Genomic DNA, 17977 nt, shown 5'->3' with positions numbered 1-17977 from the left:
TCAGCGATAGACCGGGAAACGCTTGGTCAGCTCGGCGACCTGCGCGCGCACGCGCTCGATCGTCGCTGCATCTTCCGGATTGTCCAGCACGTCCGCGATCAGGTTGCCCACCTGCTCCGCTTCCGCCGGACCGAAGCCGCGCGTCGTCATCGCCGGCGAACCCAGGCGCACGCCGCTCGTCACGAACGGCTTTTCCGGGTCGTTCGGGATCGCGTTCTTGTTCACCGTGATGTGCGCCGCGCCCAGTGCCGCTTCCGCTGCCTTGCCCGTGATGTTCTTTGCGCGCAGGTCAACCAGCATCACGTGGCTTTCCGTGCGGCCCGACACGATCCGCAGGCCGCGCTTCACCAGCGTTTCAGCCAGCACGCGGGCGTTCTCGACCACCTTCTCCTGGTACGCCTTGAACTCCGGCGACAGCGCTTCCTTGAACGCCACCGCCTTGCCCGCGATCACGTGCATCAGCGGGCCGCCCTGGATCCCCGGGAAGATCGCCGAGTTGATCGGCTTCTCGTACTCGGCCTTCATCAGGATCACGCCGCCGCGCGGGCCGCGCAGGCTCTTGTGCGTCGTCGTCGTCACGAAGTCCGCGTGCGGCACCGGATTCGGGTACACGCCTGCCGCGATCAGGCCTGCGTAGTGGGCCATGTCGACCATCAGGTACGCGCCGACCGACTTCGCGATCTTCGCCAGGCGTTCGAAATCGATCTTCAGCGAGAACGCCGACGCGCCCGCGACGATCAGCTTCGGCTTGTGTTCCTGCGCCAGCTTCTCGGCCGCTTCGTAGTCGATGTCTTCGTTTTCGTTCAGGCCGTAGCTCACCACGTTGAACCACTTGCCCGACATGTTCACGGGCGAGCCGTGCGTCAGGTGGCCGCCGTGCGCGAGGCTCATGCCCATGATCGTGTCGCCCGGCTTGAGCATCGCGAAGAACACGCCCTGGTTCGCCTGCGAGCCCGAGTTCGGCTGCACGTTCGCGGCTTCCGCGCCGAACAGCTGCTTCACGCGGTCAATCGCCAGCTGCTCGACCACATCGACGTATTCGCAGCCGCCGTAGTAGCGCTTGCCCGGATACCCTTCGGCGTACTTGTTCGTGAGTTGCGAACCCTGTGCGGCCATCACCGCCGGGCTCGTGTAGTTTTCCGACGCGATCAGCTCGATGTGATCTTCCTGGCGGCGGTTTTCCTGCTCGATCGCGGCAAAGATTTCGGGATCGACGTTCGCAATGGTGCTTTGGGCTCTGTCAAACATACGGTTTCCGTTAAGTGTGTACAGGTTGACCGGAGCGGCCGAGTACGGTGCGCTGCTGGCGGGACCAGCTCGACGTGGCGGAAGAATCCGTATGACGCGAGGCAGGACAGCCACCGGCGATGCACGCGACGGCGCACAACGGCTGCCCAGGCGAACGGCAAAAACGGCGCCCCGCGCTTCACGGTGGGATGCTCCACCTTGAACCCGAAGGGTTCTATCGCCAGTCACGCAGGGGTGATGAGCGCGTTAGTGTATTGGATGCGTCATGAATAGGCAACCGCACGGCGGTGCGCCGGAAGCAATTGGGGCCAGACTCTACGCGCCCGTGCGGGAACGCTGTGCCGCCTTGCCGCGGTGCGGCAATCTCAGTAGGCTTGCGGGATACCACTCGCTATTTTGTCATCCACCAGGAGCAGCAATGATCGTGTTCGTCACAGGCGCGTCCGCCGGCTTCGGCGCCGCCATCGCCCGTGCCTTCGTCAAGGGAGGCCACCGCGTCGTCGCGACCGCGCGCCGCAAGGATCGTCTCGATGCGCTCGCCGCCGAACTCGGCGATTCCCTTCTGCCGCTCGAGCTCGACGTACGCGATCGCGCGGCCGTCGAGGCCGTGCCGGCCGCCCTTCCCGCCGAATTCGCGGCGCTCGACGTGCTCGTCAACAACGCCGGCCTCGCCCTCGGCGTCGAGCCGGCCCAAAAGGCCAGTCTCGACGAATGGCACACGATGATCGACACGAACTGCACGGGCCTCGTCACGGTCACGCACGCGCTGCTGCCCGGCATGATCGACCGCGGCCGCGGCCACATCTTCAATATCGGCTCGGTCGCGGGCTCGTACCCTTATGCGGGCGGGAACGTCTACGGCGCGACCAAGGCTTTCGTCAGACAATTCAGCCTGAACCTGCGCGCCGACCTGCTCGGCACGCCGCTGCGCGTCACCGACATCGAGCCTGGCCTGTGCGGCGGCACCGAATTCTCGAACATCCGCTATCGCGGCGACGACGCCAAGGCGGCGAACGTCTACAACAATGTCCAGCCGCTGATGCCCGAGGACATCGCCGACACGGTCTACTGGATCGCGACGCGCCCGGCGCATGTCAACGTCAACACGATCGAGCTGATGCCGATCGCGCAAGCCCCCGGCGGCCCGACCGTCCACCGCGGCTGAAGCCACGCGGGCCGGCCCCTTCCGGGCCGGCCCGCAGTGTGCTACGACATACTACATTCCGTTACGAATCGGTTACGAATCAGGCTCTTGCCTTCCGGTAGAATGCGCGCCATGACCCAGCCTACCCGCTCCCCGGAAGCGCCCTCCGGCTTCATCTGGCCGGTGCGCGTGTACTACGAGGATACCGACGCAGGCGGCATCGTCTTCTATGCCAACTACCTGAAGTTCTTCGAACGCGCCCGCACCGAGTGGCTGCGCGCATGCGGCATCGACCAGCGCCAGCTCGCCGACGACACCGACGCGATCTTCGTCGTCCGCAGCACGTCGCTCGACTACCGCGCCCCGGCGCGACTCGACGACACGCTGGCGATCACGAGCCGGCCCGGACGCATCGGCCGCGCGTCGGTGGATTTCGCGCAGGAAGCCTGGTGCGGAGACACGCTGCTCGTGTCCGGGCACATCCGTCTCGGCTGCGTCGACCGTACCGGCATCCGGCCCGCGGCCATCCCGCCGGCCGTGCTCGACGCGCTGCAGCGCGGGCCCGTCATCAACGACGGGCAGACTGCACTGTCAACGAAGCTCGCATGAGCACCGTTTAGACAAAGCCTATGAACTTGCCTTTCTGATTCGATACTAAGCAAGGTTCGGCGCCAGGCATGGCCGGCGCGCCGCGCCACACGCATACCGGGCGCCCCGAAGGGACGTTACTCAAACCTCTATGAACACTTCTCAAGACCTGTCGATCATTTCCCTCGTCCTCAACGCGAGCGTGCTGGCCCAGGCCGTGATGGGGCTGCTGCTGCTGCTGTCGCTGATGTCGTGGACCTTCATCTTCCGCAAGTGGTTTGCGATCCGCCGTGCGCGCGCGCAGACCGAACGCTTCGAGAAGGATTTCTGGTCGGGCGGCGACCTGCAGGCGCTGTACCAGAGCGCAGCCAACAACCGCCACACGATCGGCGCGCTCGAGCGGATCTTCGAATCGGGCATGCGCGAATTCCTGAAGGCGAAGGAAAAGCGCATCAGCGATCCGGGCCTGGTGCTCGACGGTGCGCGCCGCGCGATGCGCGCGTCGTTCCAGCGTGAAATGGACGTGCTCGAAGCGAACCTCGCGTTCCTCGCATCGGTCGGCTCGGTCAGCCCGTACATCGGTCTGTTCGGCACGGTCTGGGGGATCATGAACTCGTTCCGCGGCCTCGCGAACGTGCAGCAGGCCACGCTCGCCAACGTCGCACCGGGCATCGCCGAGGCGCTCGTCGCCACCGCGATCGGCCTGTTCGCCGCGATTCCGGCGGTGGTCGCGTACAACCGCTACGCGCACGACATCGACCGCCTCGCGATCCGCTTCGAGACCTTCATCGAAGAGTTCTCGAACATCCTGCAGCGTCAGGCCCAGTAAGGAGCGCGCCATGGCAGGAAGCCCCATCCGATCCAGCATGCGCGGCGGCCGCTCGCGCCGCGCAATGGCCGACATCAACGTCGTGCCGTACATCGACGTGATGCTGGTGCTGCTCGTGATCTTCATGGTCACCGCACCGCTCGTCGCCCCGTCGATCATCAACCTGCCGACCGTCGGCAACGCCGCGCCGCAGGAGCAGACACCGCCCGTCGTCGTCAACATCAAGGCCGATCGCACGATGAGCGTCAAGTACAAGGGCGACTCGGGCGCGACCCAGGAAGACACGATGACGAAGGCCGAGCTCGACAGCTTCATCGTGGCCCGGCAGGCTGACCATCCCGACCAGCCAGTCGTGATCGCGGCCGACAAGACGGTGCAGTACGATGCCGTCATGACCGTGATGTCCGATCTGAAGGCGCGCGGCGTCAAGCGCGTCGGCCTCCTCGTCAAATCGCAATGAACCGGCAGCAATCCACGCGCAGCTCCGCCTACCCGCCTCAGCCTCCCCGCGAGCGCGGCACCTGGCGCGCATTCGCGCTCGCCGCGCTGATGCACGTGCTGCTCGCGCTGTTCCTGTATCACGGCGTGCAGTGGCAGAACAGCACGCCGGCCGGCGCCGAAGCCGAGCTGTGGACCGAGGTGCCCGATGTCCCCGCGCCGCGGCCCGTTGTCACACCCGCACCGCCCGTGAAGGTCGCGCCGCCCCCTCCCCCGGTGCGCGACGAGCAGGCCGACATCGCGCTGCAACAGAAGAAGCGACAGCAGGAAGCGGCCGCGCGTGAAGCACTGCTCGAGCAACAGCGCCGCGCGCAGCAACTGAAGGCCCAGCAGGAAGAGCAAGCCCGGCGCGCGCAGCTCGCGGCGCAGCAGGCAGCCGCACTCGCCGCACAGAAGGCCGCGGAACGCGACAAGCAGAAGCAGGCCGACAAGCTCAAGCAACAGCAGCTCGCCGAGCAGCAGAAGCTCGAACAGCAGAAACTTCAGCAGCAAAAGCAGGCGCAGCTCGAAGCGCAGCAGGCGGCGAAGGCGAAGGCCGACGCGGCCGCGAAGGCAAAGGCGGAAGCCCAGGCCAAGGCGAAGGCCGAAGCCACGGCGCGCGCGAAGGCCAATGCGGCAGCGAACGCGAAGCTCGACCGCGAGCGCAGCGCACGCCTGGCACAGATGCAGGGCCTGTCCGGCGCCGGTGAAGGCGGCGGCGAAGGCCTCGCGAAAAGCGGCACGGGCACGGGCTCAGGCGGCAATGCCGCGACGCCCGGCTATGCCGACAAGGTGCGCCGCCGCGTCAAACCGAACATCGTTTGGGGCGGCGAGCGAGCAGGCCTGACCACCGTCGTCAAGATTCGGTGCACGCCGTCCGGTGACGTATTGAGCGCATCGGTTTCCCGCTCCAGCGGGAATTCGGGGTGGGATCAAGCCGTGGTGAGTGCAATCCACGCATCGGTCCCGTTGCCGCCCGATTCTAACGGTCGTACCCCGTCGGACATTACGATTACCTTCAAGGCGGCGGAGTGAAAAGAATTGCGCTTACACTCCGGGCGTCGCTGTCGGACGGGAACGAATCGGGTATTTTTACTGTCTCTGCCGTTGCGCAGCGGTCCAAGCCATACGGGAAGCAAGAAGCATGAGTTTGATGACAAAGCTAGGTTTCAGGGCACTCGTGGCCTCGTGTCTGATTACGGCGGGCAGCGCCGCTAACGCCCAGGTCAACGTGCTGATCACCGGTGTCGGGTCGACCCAGTTCCCCATCGCCACGGCGAATTTCGCGAATGAGGCGAACCTGCCGCAGCAGGTCACGTCGATCGTCCGCGCCGACCTCGCCCGCAGCGGCAAATTCACCAACATCGACGCCGGCAGCACGCCCGTGCCGGAGAGCGCATCGGTCGACCTCGGCGCATGGAAGGCCAAGGGCGCGAATGCGTTCGTCGCCGGCAGCGTGAACCGCGAGGCGAACGGCCAGTACAAGGTCAACTTCATCCTGTACGACACCGTGAAGCAGCAAAGCCTCGGCGGCCTGTCCCTGACGGCCACCGACACCACGCTGCGCACGGCCGGCCACAAGATCGCCGACTACATCTACCAGAAGCTGCTCGGCGTGCGCGGCGTGTTCGCCACGCGCCTGTCGTACGTGATCAAGACCGGCAACCGCTACCAGTTGCAGATCTCGGATTCGGACGGCCAGAACGCGCGCATCGCGCTGTCGAGCACCGAACCGATCATCTCGCCGTCCTGGTCGCCGAGCGGCACGAAGGTCGCGTATGTCTCGTTCGAGCGCAAGAAGCCGATCGTCTACATCCACGACCTGCCGACCGGCCGTCGCTACATCGTCTCCGACCAGAAGGGCAACAACAGCGCACCGGCCTGGTCGCCGGACAGCAACACGCTGGCCGTCGCGCTGTCGCTGACGGGCAATACGCAAATCTATACGGTCAACTCGACGGGCGGCGGCCTGCGCCGCCTCACGCAGAGCAGCTCGATCGACACCGAGCCGTTCTACTCGCCGGACGGCCGCTGGATCTACTTCACGAGCGATCGCGGCGGCGCGCCGCAGATCTACCGGATGCCGGCACAGGGTGAAAGCGCCGGTGCCGCGCAGCGCGTGACTTTCACCGGCAGCTACAACACGAGTCCGCGTATCAGCCCGGACGGCAAGCTGCTCGCTTACATCTCCCGCACGGGTGGGGGCTTCAAGCTGTACGTTCAGGATCTGCAGTCCGGCGCGGCGAACGCCATCACGAATACGAATCGCGACGAATCGCCGAGCTTCGCGGCAAACGGCCAGTACCTTCTGTACGCTACCCAGTCGGGTGGTCGCAATGTTCTGGCAGCAGTGCCCTCGGACGGCAGCGCGCCGCCGCAAATCCTGTCCGTCCAGGGCGGCTCCGTACGTGAGCCGTCGTGGGGGCCCTTCATGCAATGACCACAAGGAGAGTAAACATGATGTCGAATAAAGCTCGTCTGGCCCTGGCCGTGATGATGATCAGCGCGCTCGCAGCGTGCAAGTCGGGCGTGAAGCTCGACGACAAGGCGAATGCCGGCGGTGCGGTCAGCACGCAACCGAGCGCCGACAACGTCGCGCAAGTGAACGTCGATCCGCTGAACGACCCGAACAGCCCGCTCGCGAAGCGCAGCATCTACTTCGACTTCGACAGCTATTCGGTGAAGGACGAGTACCAGCCGCTGATGCAGCAGCACGCTCAGTACCTGAAGAGCCACCCGCAGCGCCACGTGCTGATCCAGGGCAACACCGACGAACGCGGCACGAGCGAGTACAACCTCGCGCTGGGCCAGAAGCGTGCGGAAGCGGTCCGTCGTGCGATGGCACTGCTCGGCGTGAACGATTCGCAAATGGAAGCCGTGAGCCTGGGCAAGGAAAAGCCGCAGGCAGCGGGTCACGACGAAGCATCGTGGGCGCAGAACCGTCGCGCCGACCTCGTCTACCAACAGTAAGTAACGGAAGAATCGCCGTATGACGCACCGTGTATCCCTGCTGCGCGTTGCCGCAGCATTCTGCGTCGCCGGCGCGGCGTGGTCGGCCGCGCCGGCGCACGCCGGCGTGTTCGACGACAACGAAGCGCGCCGCGCCGTGCTCGATCTGCGCAGCAAAACCGACAACCTGGCGAGTCAGTTGTCCGCCGCCCAGCGTACGATCCTCGATCAATCCGGCCGTCTCGACCAGCTGAACCAGCAGGTCGCGACGCTGCGCGGCGAGAACGAGGACCTGACGAACCGGCTGACGACGCTCGAGCGGCAGCAGAAGGAGTACTACCAGGATCTCGACACGCGGCTCAAGAAGTTCGAGCCGCAGCAGGCGACGATCGATGGTGTCGAAGGCACCGTGCAGCCGGGTGAAACGGATGCGCTCAGCGCGGCGCAGCAGCAGTTCCGCAACGGCAACTTCAAGGCGGCCGCGGCTTCGTTCCGCGCGTTCATCGCGAAGTATCCGCAGAGCCCCTACCAGCCGACCGCGCAGTACTGGTATGGCAATGCGCAATACGCGCTGCGCGACTACCGCGGTTCGACTGCAACGTGGCAAGGGATCGTCAGCAAGTTCCCGCAGCATCCGCGCGCAGCCGACGCCCTGGTGGCAATCGGCACGAACCAGCTCGAACAAGGCCAGAAGGCGGCCGCGAAGAAGACGTTCGAGCAGGTCGTGTCGCAGTACGCCGGGTCGAACGCAGCGCAGACCGCGCAGGGCAAGCTCGAGACGATCAAATAATTATCGCGGCGGGTTGTTGACAGCCTGACAACCCGTCGCTATAATCTTTTGCTCTTTGGGTCGTTGCCCAAGTTGTTGAAGCAACGAACCAACAGGTTTCAAGAACGTGGGGTGGTAACTCAGTTGGTTAGAGTATCTGACTTTTAATCAGAGAGTCGAGGGTTCGAGTCCCTCCCACCCTACCAACTATCTTTGATAGTGCAAATTAAAGCCTCCCAAGCGGAGGCTTTTTTGCGTCTGTCGCATCCGTATCGAAGCGCGGCATCCCGGTGATGTCTGCGACACACTCGGCCGCACTCTCCCGACTCCGCCACCGGGCAGCGCACGCACCCTGCCCCGCCCGTGCGTCAGCGCACGCTCACGTCGCGCAGCACGCCACCATATCCCGTGTACAGATTGCCGTCGGGCAGCAACTGCCGCTGCGCAAGCTGCCGATGCACGACCGGCAGGTGATGGAACGGCATCCGCGCGAACAGGTGATGTTCGATATGAAAATGAATCGCGTGCGGGCCGAACAGGAACGTCTGCCACGAAGGCCGGACGATCGTGCGCGCGTTGCGGCTCTGGTCGGCACCGGCCGGCAGCCCCGCATGCTCGAAGATCGCGCGCACCTGTCCGGCGAGCGGCAGCAGCGTGACGGACGGCACGATCCACAACGTGACGTACAGCAGCGGATGTCCGGCCCATGCGAGCGCGCCGAACAGCACACCGTTGCCGGCCAGCATCGACGCGACTTCCCACGCGGCGTACGCGCGCGACTTCCCGACCTTCGGCAACGCATGCGCGAACTCGCCGCGGGCGAGCTTCACGACGCTCGTCACGTAGCCGATCCCGCATGCGTACGCGAGCAGGCGGCCGATCAGCCGCCCGCGCGTCACCGGATAGTCGTGCACGCCGAACAGCAGCGCGACGGGATCGTCCGCCTCCATCGGTGCGCGATGGTGCTTCAGATGGCCGGCACGATACGTCCGCAGCGACAGCCACAGCGGGGCGGCCGCGAACAGTTGGCCCAGCGCATCGTTGACGCGCCGGTTGCGCGCCAGCAAACCGTGCGCGCCTTCGTGCATCATCACCGCGAGCGCAAGCTGGCTGCGCGCGATCACGATCGCGGCCAACGCGTACACGAGCGGATGCGCAAATGCGATCGCAACCGCGAACGCGACGGCAATCATCAGCCAGTCGCCTGCCAACGCGGCACCCACACGCAACGCGCTCACGCGAAACAGCGCGGGATCGGGCACGAACCGCGCAAGCTCGGCATTCGGCCCGGCATGATGAACAGGGGCATCCGTCACGCGAGCCTCCCGCGCAACGAACGCCGCTCGACCCAGAGCGCACTGACCATCGCGAGCGCCACGCCGCCCAGCACGTCGACGACCGTATGCTGCTTGAGCGTCAGCGTCGACGCGCAGATCAGCAGGCCGACCGCCACGGTCATGAGCCGTCGCCGATCCACCAGCATCCGGCAGGCAAGGCACGTTACAGCGACATGCAGGCTCGGAAAGCCATTGGCCGCGAGATCGAGCTGCCACATGCGCGCGAGACGGTGACGCACGAACGTGTTGCCGATCTCCGCGACGTCGGGCCGCGGCACGGCTTCCGGAAACAGCAGGAAGCACACGACACCGAGCACGAACGCGATCAGCACGGCCTCCTTGAACGCGGCGAACGCAAGCGGCCGCGCATACGCGGCAAGCGCAATCACGAACGGAAAGAAGCCGACATAGACGAACCACGACCATGCGATGAACGGAATCCGCGCATCGATCGACGTGGCAAACACGTAGCGCGGCGTGACGCTGCGCTCCAGCAGAAAGAAGATCGCGAGGCCGGCTGCCATGCCGAACGTCGCGGCCAGCATCTGCCGGATGTCGGGCCGGCGATCGTCACGAAACGACAGCGAATTCATCGTGGCGCCGGCGCCTCGCATCGCGTCTCCGTATCGGCCGCCTGCACATGCGGACGCAACGCGAGGAGGCGCGACGTCCATGCGTCGACGCGCGCACGCGCCTGCTCGCGGCCGGCGATCGTTCCTGCCTGCGTACCGGGATTGCGCATCAATTCGGCTGCGGCCTGCCCGACTTCCTGCCGGAACGCGCCCGCATCGCCGCGCCAAGTGACGACGCGATGCAGGAGTTGCAGTTGCGCGGCGCGAGCGGCGTTGCTCGCCTGCTCGGGCTGGTCGGACTGCACGAGCAGGATCGGGCGGTGATACACGCGTGCGATCGACAGCGCGGCCATGCCGGGCGCCGACACGATCAGCGGTGCATGGGCGGCGCGCGTCACCCAGTCGGCGTCGACCCCGGTCCAGCCGTCGTGTCCGGCATAGCCCTCGCCCACGCGATGGGTGGCGAGCCCCGCGTCGCGCATGCCGGCGGACAACGCATCGGCGAGCGCGATATCGCGAAAGTGCGGGTTCAGATAAATGGCGGCTGCAGCCGGTTCCGAAGCGGGTTGCCCGGCGACGATCGGCACTGGCGTCGGCAGACGGTAATGCGCGCACGATCGCCGGACGGCATCGGCGGCATCGTACGCAAAGTCGTGTTCGATGCAGCACCGCGCCGAATCGATCTGCCAGTCGACGATCCGTGCAAATGCACGCGCCAGTGCGCGCGGCAGCCGTGCATCGAAATTCTCGGTCAACGCGCGGCGCAGGCTGCCGCCATACACGTGGACGATCCGGCGCCGCCAGCCTGGCATCGCCCCCATGAACAGCAGCGCCGGATGAAACGAATCGTTGATCACGAGATCGGCATCGCGGACGATCGCACGCAACCGCGCGATGTCTCGCAGCATGCGCGTCGGCCTGAACACGTAGTGCGCGACATTGCGATCGGTCGCGTCGCGCAGCATGTTCTGGCGTTCGTCGAACTGCACCGCGTAGTGACGGGACAGCACGGCCGCGTCGATGTCGAACGCAGCCAGGAACGCCTGCCCCGCATCGGACGTCGTCAGCACGTCGACCTGGGCGCCGGCCGCACGCAGCGCATGCACGAGCAGTTGCGCGCGCATCAGGTGGCCGCGTGCGTCGGCCGTCGCGAGATAGACGATTCGCGGCATCATGCGCGCGGACGAAGCGACTGGAGCCAGCCGGCCGCGACCATCGCCAGCGCGCCCGTCACGCCGAAACCGGCTTCGATCGCGCGGATCTCGTCCAGCAACACGGCGAGATGGGCTGCCTCGGACGGCGCAACGAGACGGCGCAGCGTGTCCGAGCAGAGCCGGACATGCCGCGTCTCGTCGGCGAGCACGCGCGAGAGCAGCGGGTACAACGGATGGGCATCGCCGATCGTCGCGCAGTGACGCGCGAGCACGCGCATCGCCATCTGTTCCGCGCACAGCCCCGTCGCATAGGCCGGCACGAGCACGCCTTGCGAGAAATGCGGCGCATGGCGCTGCGCAAGCCGGCGCCATCGCATGATCTTGCGCCGGCTCAACCAGTCGGGCTCATGCGGTGCAGCCGACGGCGCGACGCCGCGCTCGCGCAGCGCATCGGCGAACGCCGCGGCGTGACGACGCTCATCCGCGAGGTGCTGCTCGATCCGCGGCGCAAGCCAGTCCGGCGGCTGCCCGGTCCAGTCCTCGTGCAACGCGCACTCGGTCGCTTCCTCGCCGATCAGGTACATGCGCAGCACCCAGCGTTCGCCATGCACACTGCGATGCAACTGCCGGATCGCCGCCCGCTTGAGGCGATCGACGAGGTACGCGCGCACCCGCGCCGCCCCGCGCGGCACGGGCGCCTCGAGACAATCGAAGCGTGCATCGTGCGCTGCCTGCGGCGACGCCGGCAGTTCGCCTGCCGCGCTCATGCCGGCTCGCCTCGTGCAGACGCGGATTTCGTCGCAGCCGCCGCAGCGCCAGCCGGATCGCGACGCCATCCGAGGATCAGGCCGATGAAGCTTTCCTGCATGAACGCGTGCGCGGATGCGGCTGCACCCGCAAATGCTTCCTCGCGGCCGTTGACGCGCAGATAGCCATTACCGTCACGCGCGCCGAACTCGATCCGGTCGTTCTTCCTGAAGCCGCGCGTGCGCATGTCCTTCACCAGCGCGCTGCCGTCCAGGCCGAACAGGAACAGCTCGCGCCGCGCGACCCACACGGGAATGTGATTGCTCAGTGCATCGAAGCGAATCGTCCACGTACCGGATGCGAGTGCGCGATCGACGTCGGCATCGTGCGGCGCGTTCGACGTAAAGCTCGCACGCGCGACCGACTTCGTCAGGCCGTCGACGCCGAGCCCAATCGTGATGTCGTCCGCGAACGGCTGCTTCGGATCGGTCGCACTCACCTTCACGAAATGCCGCGCGAGCCGCGATGCCAGCGACGGATGCGCGAACAGCGCCAGCGTTTCGTCCGGCGTGAGCACGTCGCGCTCGCCCTCACCCTCCTTCACCCGCACGCGATACGGATCGATCCGAACCTCGGTGAACGTGCCGTGCACGGGCGCATGGACGTACACGTCGCGGTCCCATTTCGCGCCGTCGCGACGCAGCAGCACGTGCACGCTCAACGGCACGCGCCGGCCGTCGCCGTCGACGCCCGTGCCCTGCAGCAGCACGTCGCCGAGCACGTCCTTCGTGCGGCGCGTCGCATCGCTCGAGAAGACGATCGCGTGCGCATCGGTATCGATGCTCGCGTGAACGTCCGGCGCATCGAGCGCGACGCGATTGCAGTCCGCGGCGGCCGCGTTCGCGAACGGGCAGCCGCTTTGCGATGCGAAGTGGTAGATCCCGCGCCCCGCATGGTCGACCGGCGCGGCATGGGCGCCGACGCTGGCGGCAAACAGGGCGAGGCAGGCAACACGGGTGGCGAGCGTGGACATGGTCGTTGTCAGGATGGATGCTGGGTGTCGGCGTGTCGTGGCCGCGCGTGATGCGCGGCGCCGGTTCAATGACGGTGATAGGACAGCGCGTCGAGATCGCGCCGGGCCGATGCGCGCCCGGCGAGACCGAAACCGCGTGCGAGTGCGCCGAGCGTATCGACGGCGGACGCCGCGATCGTGACGCCGACGGCCGCGAGATAGCGGACGATGCCAAGCTGCGGCAACTGCTGGTGATTCAGCGCACGCAGGCTGTAGCCGAGCCGCATCGCCATCACGCAGAACGGGCCGAGCGGGCCGCTGCGGCCGAGCCACTGCCAGCCGCGCGGCAGGTATGCATTCACGAGATACGGCGTCAGCCCGACGCTGTCCTCGCCGCGCATCCAGCGCAGCTTCAGCGATTCGCGTTGCGTGTCCGGCAGCCGATGTTCGGTGTGCGCGGCCGGTGCGAACTCGACGGCCACGCCGGCTGCCTGCATCCGCAGCCCCATCACCTGGCAATGCGCGCGATAGACGCCGTCGAGCGGCTCGTAGCGGAATTGCGCGAACACGTCGCGCCGGAACGCGACGTTGTTCGCGTAGAAATTGCGCGTCGCACCGTCACGCAGCGGGCTCGGGAAATACATGAAATCGATCGACGTCAGCGCGACGCCGAGCACGTTCGGCGCATAGCTGGTGCGCCCCGCCACCGCGGCGGGCGCATCGCCGGCTTCGCGTGCGAACGGTGCAAGCAGGTGCTCGAGCCAGTCGTCGGCCGGCCTGCAATCGGCATCGCCGAACACGACGATGTCGCAACGGGTCGCGTCGACGCGGTCGAACCCGTCGTTCTTCGCATCGTAGTAGCCGGTGCTCGCGCCGATCTCGACGAAGTCGATCGGGCGGCCGGCCAGCGCGGCGATCTCCGCGCACGCATCGGCGGGCAGGCCGTCGTGCGTGATGATCCATTGCGCGAGTGCCGCGGGCGGCACGGTCTGCTTCGACAGCGCCGAGACGAGGCGCTTCAGGCTGTCGACGGCCTGCACGAGCCCCGCGCCGCCGCGCAGGTTGTTCGTCTCCAGCACGAGCGCGGCCCGCGCCGCCACGGCACGGGCCGCCGCGCGGGTGTGCCGCGTGGTTTCTGTGAAGTCTGGCATCCGGAATATCTCCATCGTCATGCTCACCGGCATGGATGAAACGCATGGGCGGGGAGCCCGCCGCGCATCGGCGAATGCGGGTCGCCCACGACCGTCGTCGCAAAACGGGCGGCCTGGAAGGCGCCCGCTTCGCGTGCCGTCACTCCTGGACGGACGGCGCCGATTCCGCGTCGGTATAGCGCGGCTTCGCGTTCTGCAGGTCGCGCGTGTTCTTCTGCACGGCGACCGAGCCGAACAGCGCGAGCACAAACGACATCGCGTAGAAGCCCTTCTCGCTCAACTGCAGCGTTGCGTTGAAGAGGCCGACGACCAGCAGCGCGATCGACAGCAGCAGCGCGATCCAGCTGAGGCCGTAGTAGATGCCGGTGACGGGAATCCCTTCCGCGCGGTCGCGGACGCTCTTCTGCAGCGAGATTGCCGCATAGAGACCGAACACCAGCACGGTGAAGTAGTAGCCCTTCTCGTTGAGCTGCATGCCGGCGTTCCAGAGACCGATCAGGAATGCCGCGAAACCGGCGAGCAGCGCGGCCCACGACGCGGCCACGAACGCGAACGACGGCTGCTGGATGGTGGTCTGGTTCATTGCTTTGCCCTCTCTTTCTTTTTGTTCGAAATCGTTTTCGTTGAACTGCGTTTCGCGCATGGTAGCAGCTTTGGCGCGTGCCACGACAGCGGCGCTTGCAGTCTTACATGCCGCGCTGCGCCCGCCGCCAGCGTCCCGGCGTCGTGCCGAGCACAGCGCGAAACGCCTTGCCGAAGGCGGCCTCGGACTGGTAGCCGACCGCCTGCCCAATTTCCGCCTGCCCGCGCTGCGTATCCTGCAGCAGCGCGCACGCGTGCATCATCCGGATCTGCGCGACGAACGCGCCGACGCTCATCCCGGCCCGCTCGCGAAAATGGCGTGCGTACGTCGCGCGCGACATCGCGGAGGCGTCGCCGAGCGACTCGACCGTCCACGGTTTTTCCGGCGCCTGCAGCACGGCCTGGACCGACGGGCCGAGCCGCGCGTCGGCCGCCAGTGCCAGCCAGCCGGACGACACGCGCGCACCCCGCCCGTATGCGCGCAACGCGTACGCGAGCAGCGCCTGGCCGAGCGCGTTCACGATCGCGCCGGCGCCCGGCTGCCCGTTCGACGCCTCGGTGCGCAGCACGCTCGTCAGCAGTTGCAGCGGCGCGAACCCCGACGCCTCGCGCAACCCGACATGCAGCACGTGCGGCAGCGTGCGCATCAGCAATTCGCCCGCGCCGCGCGCATAGACGAACCGCCCGCACAGCAGATCCACGCTCGCGTCGCCCGGTTCGGCCGGATCGAGATTCGACTTGACCGGCAGCACCGCGCCGCCGCCGGCGCCCTGTTCGCGCAGCGCCGCAGCCGGCCGCGATCGGCCGGCCCCCGCGTCGAGCAGGTCGTGCGCGCCACCCGCGGGCAGCAGCACGAAATCGCCGTCGGCGAGCTGCAGCGTGCGCCCGTCCGCGGTACGCAGCCGGCAGGTTCCGGCCAGCACCAGGTGAAACGCCGCCTCGCCGGACGGCAGCGGGTCGTGCGGCATCGCGAACGGCCCGTCGAGCAGGCAGCGCACGTCGAGCTCGACATGGCTGCGGCCCAGTGACAGGAGTTGACTCAACGCATCCATGAGACGATCGCGCTAAAAATTGACACTCTAGCGTATCGAAACCCTCAGCGCGAGCGATCAGAATAGCCCTGCATCGCCCGAGATCGCGGCATCCGCCGCCCTCCTCACCTCTACTCGAAAGGACGCATCATGCTGAACTGGAACGAATACCGGAAGGAACTCTCGACGCGCATCGGCGAGATCGCCAAGCTGTCGCCCGATACGCTGGCCGGCTACAAGGCGCTGTCGGGCGCCGGCGCCAAGACGGGCCATCTCGACGCGAAGACGCGCGAACTGATCGCGCTCGCGGTTGCCGTCACGACGCGCTGCGACGGCTGTATCGCCGTGCACACCGCGGAAGCGGCCAAGCATGGCGCGACCAAGGAGGAAGTGGCGGAAGCGCTCGGCGTCGCGATTGCGCTGAACGCGGGTGCGGCGCTCGTCTATTCGGCGCGTGTGATGGACGCGCTCGGCGAGTGAACCTGACGGCCACGGTGCTACCGTCAGGGGTGGCGCCCGGCCGCATTGGCCGCATGGGCTGCATGGCCGCCCGGTTGCGCATCGCGCATCCGGAGGGGCGCCCGATGTATGAAGATTGGCCAGCTTACCTGCCCGAATGACTGGCCGCGTGCGCCCAGGCACGGATGCGCCGCGAAGTCGGCTACCATGCTGCGAACGATCCATCGTGAAGGAGCGCTCCATGTGCCGCTGGCTCGCCTATACGGGTAATCCGCTTCATCTCGAGACCGTCCTGTTCCGCGCGAAGCATTCGCTGATCGACCAGAGCCTGCATTCGGAGCTGGGGGCGACGACCACCAACGGCGACGGCTTCGGCATCGGCTGGTACGGGCGCCCCGACGAACTCCCGTTCCGCTACCGCTCCGTGCATCCCGCGTGGAACGACCGCAACCTGCGCGAAGCCGCACGCGCGATCCGCTCGCGGATGTTCATCGCGCACATCCGCGCGGCCACCGACACGCCCGTGCAGGAAACCAACTGCCATCCGTTCCGCCACGGCCGTTGGCTGTTCGCGCACAACGGGCTGATCCGCGATTTCCACAAGCTGCGCCGCGACCTGACGATGAAGGTTGATCCCGCGCTGTTCCCGACGCTCGAAGGCTCGACCGACTCCGAACTGATGTTCCGCCTCGCGCTGACCTACGGCCTCGAGCAGACGCCGCTGCCGGCGCTCGAGCGGATGGTCGGCGTGGTCGAGGAAAGCGCCGCGCGGCATCGCGTGGCCGACCCGCTCAACATGACGATCTGCGCGACCGACGGCGAACGGATCATCGCGGTGCGCTATTCAAGCGAACGGCAGTCGCGCTCGCTGTTCCACAGCACGTCGTTCAAGCACCTGCACGAGCTGTATCCGCACAACCCGCGCATCGCCGAAGCCGGCGACGACGCGTTCATGGTCGTGTCCGAGCCGCTCGTGGACTTGCGGGGTGCGTGGGAAGAAGTGCCGGAGAGCACGGCGATCGTCGCGCAGGGCGCCGATGTGCAGCAGCGGCCGTTCGGGCCGCGGCACAAGTAGCGCATTGATACCGTTGACCGCATCGAGACGGCGGTATCAGACACACGCGCACGAAGCAATTCGTTAAAAAAGGAAGGGATTACAAACTTTCCGTCGCGTTACAATCCGCCCCAGGAGTAAACCGAACCCAAGAATGCAACTTCACGGTCGCCCGCACCTCACATCGGAAATGCCCCAGGATTTCAAGAATTTGTCACCCGCCACGCCGACGAACGGTTGCTCCACCAGTCCGGACGGAAAACAGGATCGCGCCTTCGTGGTGTGGCTGACCGGTATCTCCGGCGCAGGCAAATCGACGCTGGCGACTTTGCTACAGGAACACCTCGATGGCCGCGGACTTCGCACCTATCTGCTGGATGCCGACCGCCTGCGCGAGGGGCTGAACCGGGATCTCGGATTCAGCGATGCCGATCGCCATGAAAATATCCGGCGAACCGCCGAGGTGGCGAGGCTGCTTGTGGATGCCGGATTCGTCGTCATCGCTGCGCTGATCTCACCATTCCAGGAGGCGCGCGCCAAAGCGCGGGCGCGCTTTGCGGCCGGTACGTTCATCGAGGTCTTTGTCGATACTGCACTCGAAGTCGCAGAGGCTCGCGACCCGAAGGGACTCTATGCGTTGGCAAGGCAAGGCGCGATTCGCCAATTTACCGGCATCGATTCCGTCTATGAGCCACCGCAGTCCCCTGACGTTCATGTCAGGACGGCCGAGGCAAGTCCCTCGGAGTGTGTGGACGCGATCATCCGGAAACTGCCGCTGGGCGGCTGACGCCGTCGCGATCGAACGTCATCCCACGCGCGTCGGTGTGCTATTCGTGCGAATGGCAACCACGCTCGCACAAGATGCCAACATACC

The 17977-nt window shown here is 66.6% G+C and carries 20 protein-coding genes, 1 tRNA gene and 1 riboswitch; of the genes, 12 read left to right on the top strand and 9 right to left on the bottom strand.

The genetic code is table 11. The features are described 5' to 3' along the window. Positions 1–1248 (bottom strand): serine hydroxymethyltransferase, encoded by a 1248-nt coding sequence (gene glyA, locus CFB39_RS03955; protein WP_021157166.1) that lies wholly within the window; start codon positions 1246–1248, stop codon positions 1–3. A 137-nt stretch (positions 1249–1385) separates the two neighbouring features. Further along, a riboswitch (ZMP/ZTP riboswitch) is annotated at positions 1386–1486 on the bottom strand. A 180-nt stretch (positions 1487–1666) separates the two neighbouring features. Here glyA and CFB39_RS03945 point away from each other — a divergent pair. From CFB39_RS03945 to CFB39_RS03905, 9 genes are all read left to right on the top strand, one after another. Then, the gene (locus tag CFB39_RS03945; RefSeq protein WP_089472223.1) at positions 1667–2413 is read left to right on the top strand and encodes an SDR family NAD(P)-dependent oxidoreductase; all 747 of its coding nucleotides are present in this window, start codon (positions 1667–1669) and stop codon (positions 2411–2413) included. Between the two features lie 102 nt (positions 2414–2515). Next, positions 2516–3001, top strand: coding sequence for a tol-pal system-associated acyl-CoA thioesterase (gene ybgC / locus CFB39_RS03940; RefSeq protein WP_089472222.1), 486 nt, complete (start codon positions 2516–2518; stop codon positions 2999–3001). Positions 3002–3131: 130 nt separating this feature from the next. Beyond that, a complete protein-coding gene (gene tolQ / locus CFB39_RS03935; protein WP_021157170.1) occupies positions 3132–3809 on the top strand; it encodes a protein TolQ in 678 nt (225 codons plus the stop codon). 10 nt (positions 3810–3819) lie between these two features. Beyond that, positions 3820–4269: a protein TolR gene (tolR, locus tag CFB39_RS03930; protein WP_011351075.1), complete on the top strand. Its 450-nt coding sequence runs from the start codon at positions 3820–3822 to the stop codon at positions 4267–4269. Next, positions 4266–5321 (top strand): cell envelope integrity protein TolA, encoded by a 1056-nt coding sequence (gene tolA, locus CFB39_RS03925; RefSeq protein WP_089424599.1) that lies wholly within the window; start codon positions 4266–4268, stop codon positions 5319–5321. The genes tolR and tolA overlap by 4 nt, the downstream gene beginning before the upstream one ends. A 109-nt stretch (positions 5322–5430) precedes the next feature. Next, the gene (gene tolB, locus CFB39_RS03920; RefSeq protein WP_043189432.1) at positions 5431–6726 is read left to right on the top strand and encodes a Tol-Pal system beta propeller repeat protein TolB; all 1296 of its coding nucleotides are present in this window, start codon (positions 5431–5433) and stop codon (positions 6724–6726) included. 17 nt (positions 6727–6743) lie between these two features. Further along, positions 6744–7256, top strand: coding sequence for a peptidoglycan-associated lipoprotein Pal (gene pal / locus CFB39_RS03915; protein WP_089424598.1), 513 nt, complete (start codon positions 6744–6746; stop codon positions 7254–7256). Between the two features lie 19 nt (positions 7257–7275). Then, positions 7276–8025 (top strand): tol-pal system protein YbgF, encoded by a 750-nt coding sequence (ybgF, locus tag CFB39_RS03910; RefSeq protein ID WP_011351071.1) that lies wholly within the window; start codon positions 7276–7278, stop codon positions 8023–8025. 108 nt (positions 8026–8133) lie between these two features. Beyond that, positions 8134–8210, top strand: a tRNA-Lys gene (locus tag CFB39_RS03905). Positions 8211–8372: 162 nt separating this feature from the next. Here CFB39_RS03905 and CFB39_RS03900 read toward each other — a convergent pair. The 8 genes from CFB39_RS03900 to CFB39_RS03865 form a co-directional block, all read right to left on the bottom strand. Continuing rightward, positions 8373–9320, bottom strand: coding sequence for a fatty acid desaturase family protein (locus tag CFB39_RS03900; RefSeq protein WP_089472221.1), 948 nt, complete (start codon positions 9318–9320; stop codon positions 8373–8375). Further along, positions 9317–9955, bottom strand: a complete 639-nt coding sequence (locus CFB39_RS03895) for a phosphatase PAP2 family protein (protein WP_256991353.1) — start codon at positions 9953–9955, stop codon at positions 9317–9319. The genes CFB39_RS03900 and CFB39_RS03895 overlap by 4 nt, the downstream gene beginning before the upstream one ends. Then, complete coding sequence (locus tag CFB39_RS03890; RefSeq protein WP_089472220.1) at positions 9931–11088, bottom strand: hypothetical protein; 1158 nt, start codon at positions 11086–11088, stop codon at positions 9931–9933. The genes CFB39_RS03895 and CFB39_RS03890 overlap by 25 nt, the downstream gene beginning before the upstream one ends. Next, entirely contained in the window at positions 11085–11834 is a 750-nt protein-coding gene (locus CFB39_RS03885; protein WP_089472219.1) for a hypothetical protein, read from the bottom strand. Before CFB39_RS03885 ends, CFB39_RS03890 begins: the two co-directional genes overlap by 4 nt. After that, positions 11831–12847, bottom strand: coding sequence for a hypothetical protein (locus CFB39_RS03880; RefSeq protein WP_089472218.1), 1017 nt, complete (start codon positions 12845–12847; stop codon positions 11831–11833). The genes CFB39_RS03885 and CFB39_RS03880 overlap by 4 nt, the downstream gene beginning before the upstream one ends. Before the next feature lie 65 nt (positions 12848–12912). Next, a complete protein-coding gene (locus tag CFB39_RS03875; RefSeq protein WP_089472217.1) occupies positions 12913–13977 on the bottom strand; it encodes a glycosyltransferase family 2 protein in 1065 nt (354 codons plus the stop codon). A gap of 139 nt (positions 13978–14116) precedes the next feature. Next, entirely contained in the window at positions 14117–14560 is a 444-nt protein-coding gene (gene yiaA, locus CFB39_RS03870) for an inner membrane protein YiaA (protein ID WP_039361552.1), read from the bottom strand. 103 nt (positions 14561–14663) lie between these two features. Beyond that, positions 14664–15611, bottom strand: a complete 948-nt coding sequence (locus CFB39_RS03865; RefSeq protein WP_089472216.1) for an AraC family transcriptional regulator — start codon at positions 15609–15611, stop codon at positions 14664–14666. 129 nt (positions 15612–15740) lie between these two features. On the opposite strand from CFB39_RS03865, the gene CFB39_RS03860 reads away from it, so the two are divergent. From CFB39_RS03860 to cysC, 3 genes are all read left to right on the top strand, one after another. Beyond that, a complete protein-coding gene (locus tag CFB39_RS03860; protein WP_011351062.1) occupies positions 15741–16070 on the top strand; it encodes a carboxymuconolactone decarboxylase family protein in 330 nt (109 codons plus the stop codon). 220 nt (positions 16071–16290) lie between these two features. Next, the gene (locus CFB39_RS03855) at positions 16291–17124 is read left to right on the top strand and encodes a class II glutamine amidotransferase (RefSeq protein WP_089424591.1); all 834 of its coding nucleotides are present in this window, start codon (positions 16291–16293) and stop codon (positions 17122–17124) included. 169 nt (positions 17125–17293) lie between these two features. Continuing rightward, on the top strand, positions 17294–17890 hold the full coding sequence (cysC, locus tag CFB39_RS03850; RefSeq protein ID WP_089430660.1) for an adenylyl-sulfate kinase: 597 nt from the start codon (positions 17294–17296) through the stop codon (positions 17888–17890). The last annotated feature ends 87 nt before the right edge of the window (positions 17891–17977 follow it).

This window comes from Burkholderia sp. AU6039 (assembly GCF_002223365.1).
Classification (GTDB): Bacteria; Pseudomonadota; Gammaproteobacteria; order Burkholderiales; family Burkholderiaceae; genus Burkholderia.
This window is presented reverse-complemented; position numbering and strand designations above follow the sequence as displayed.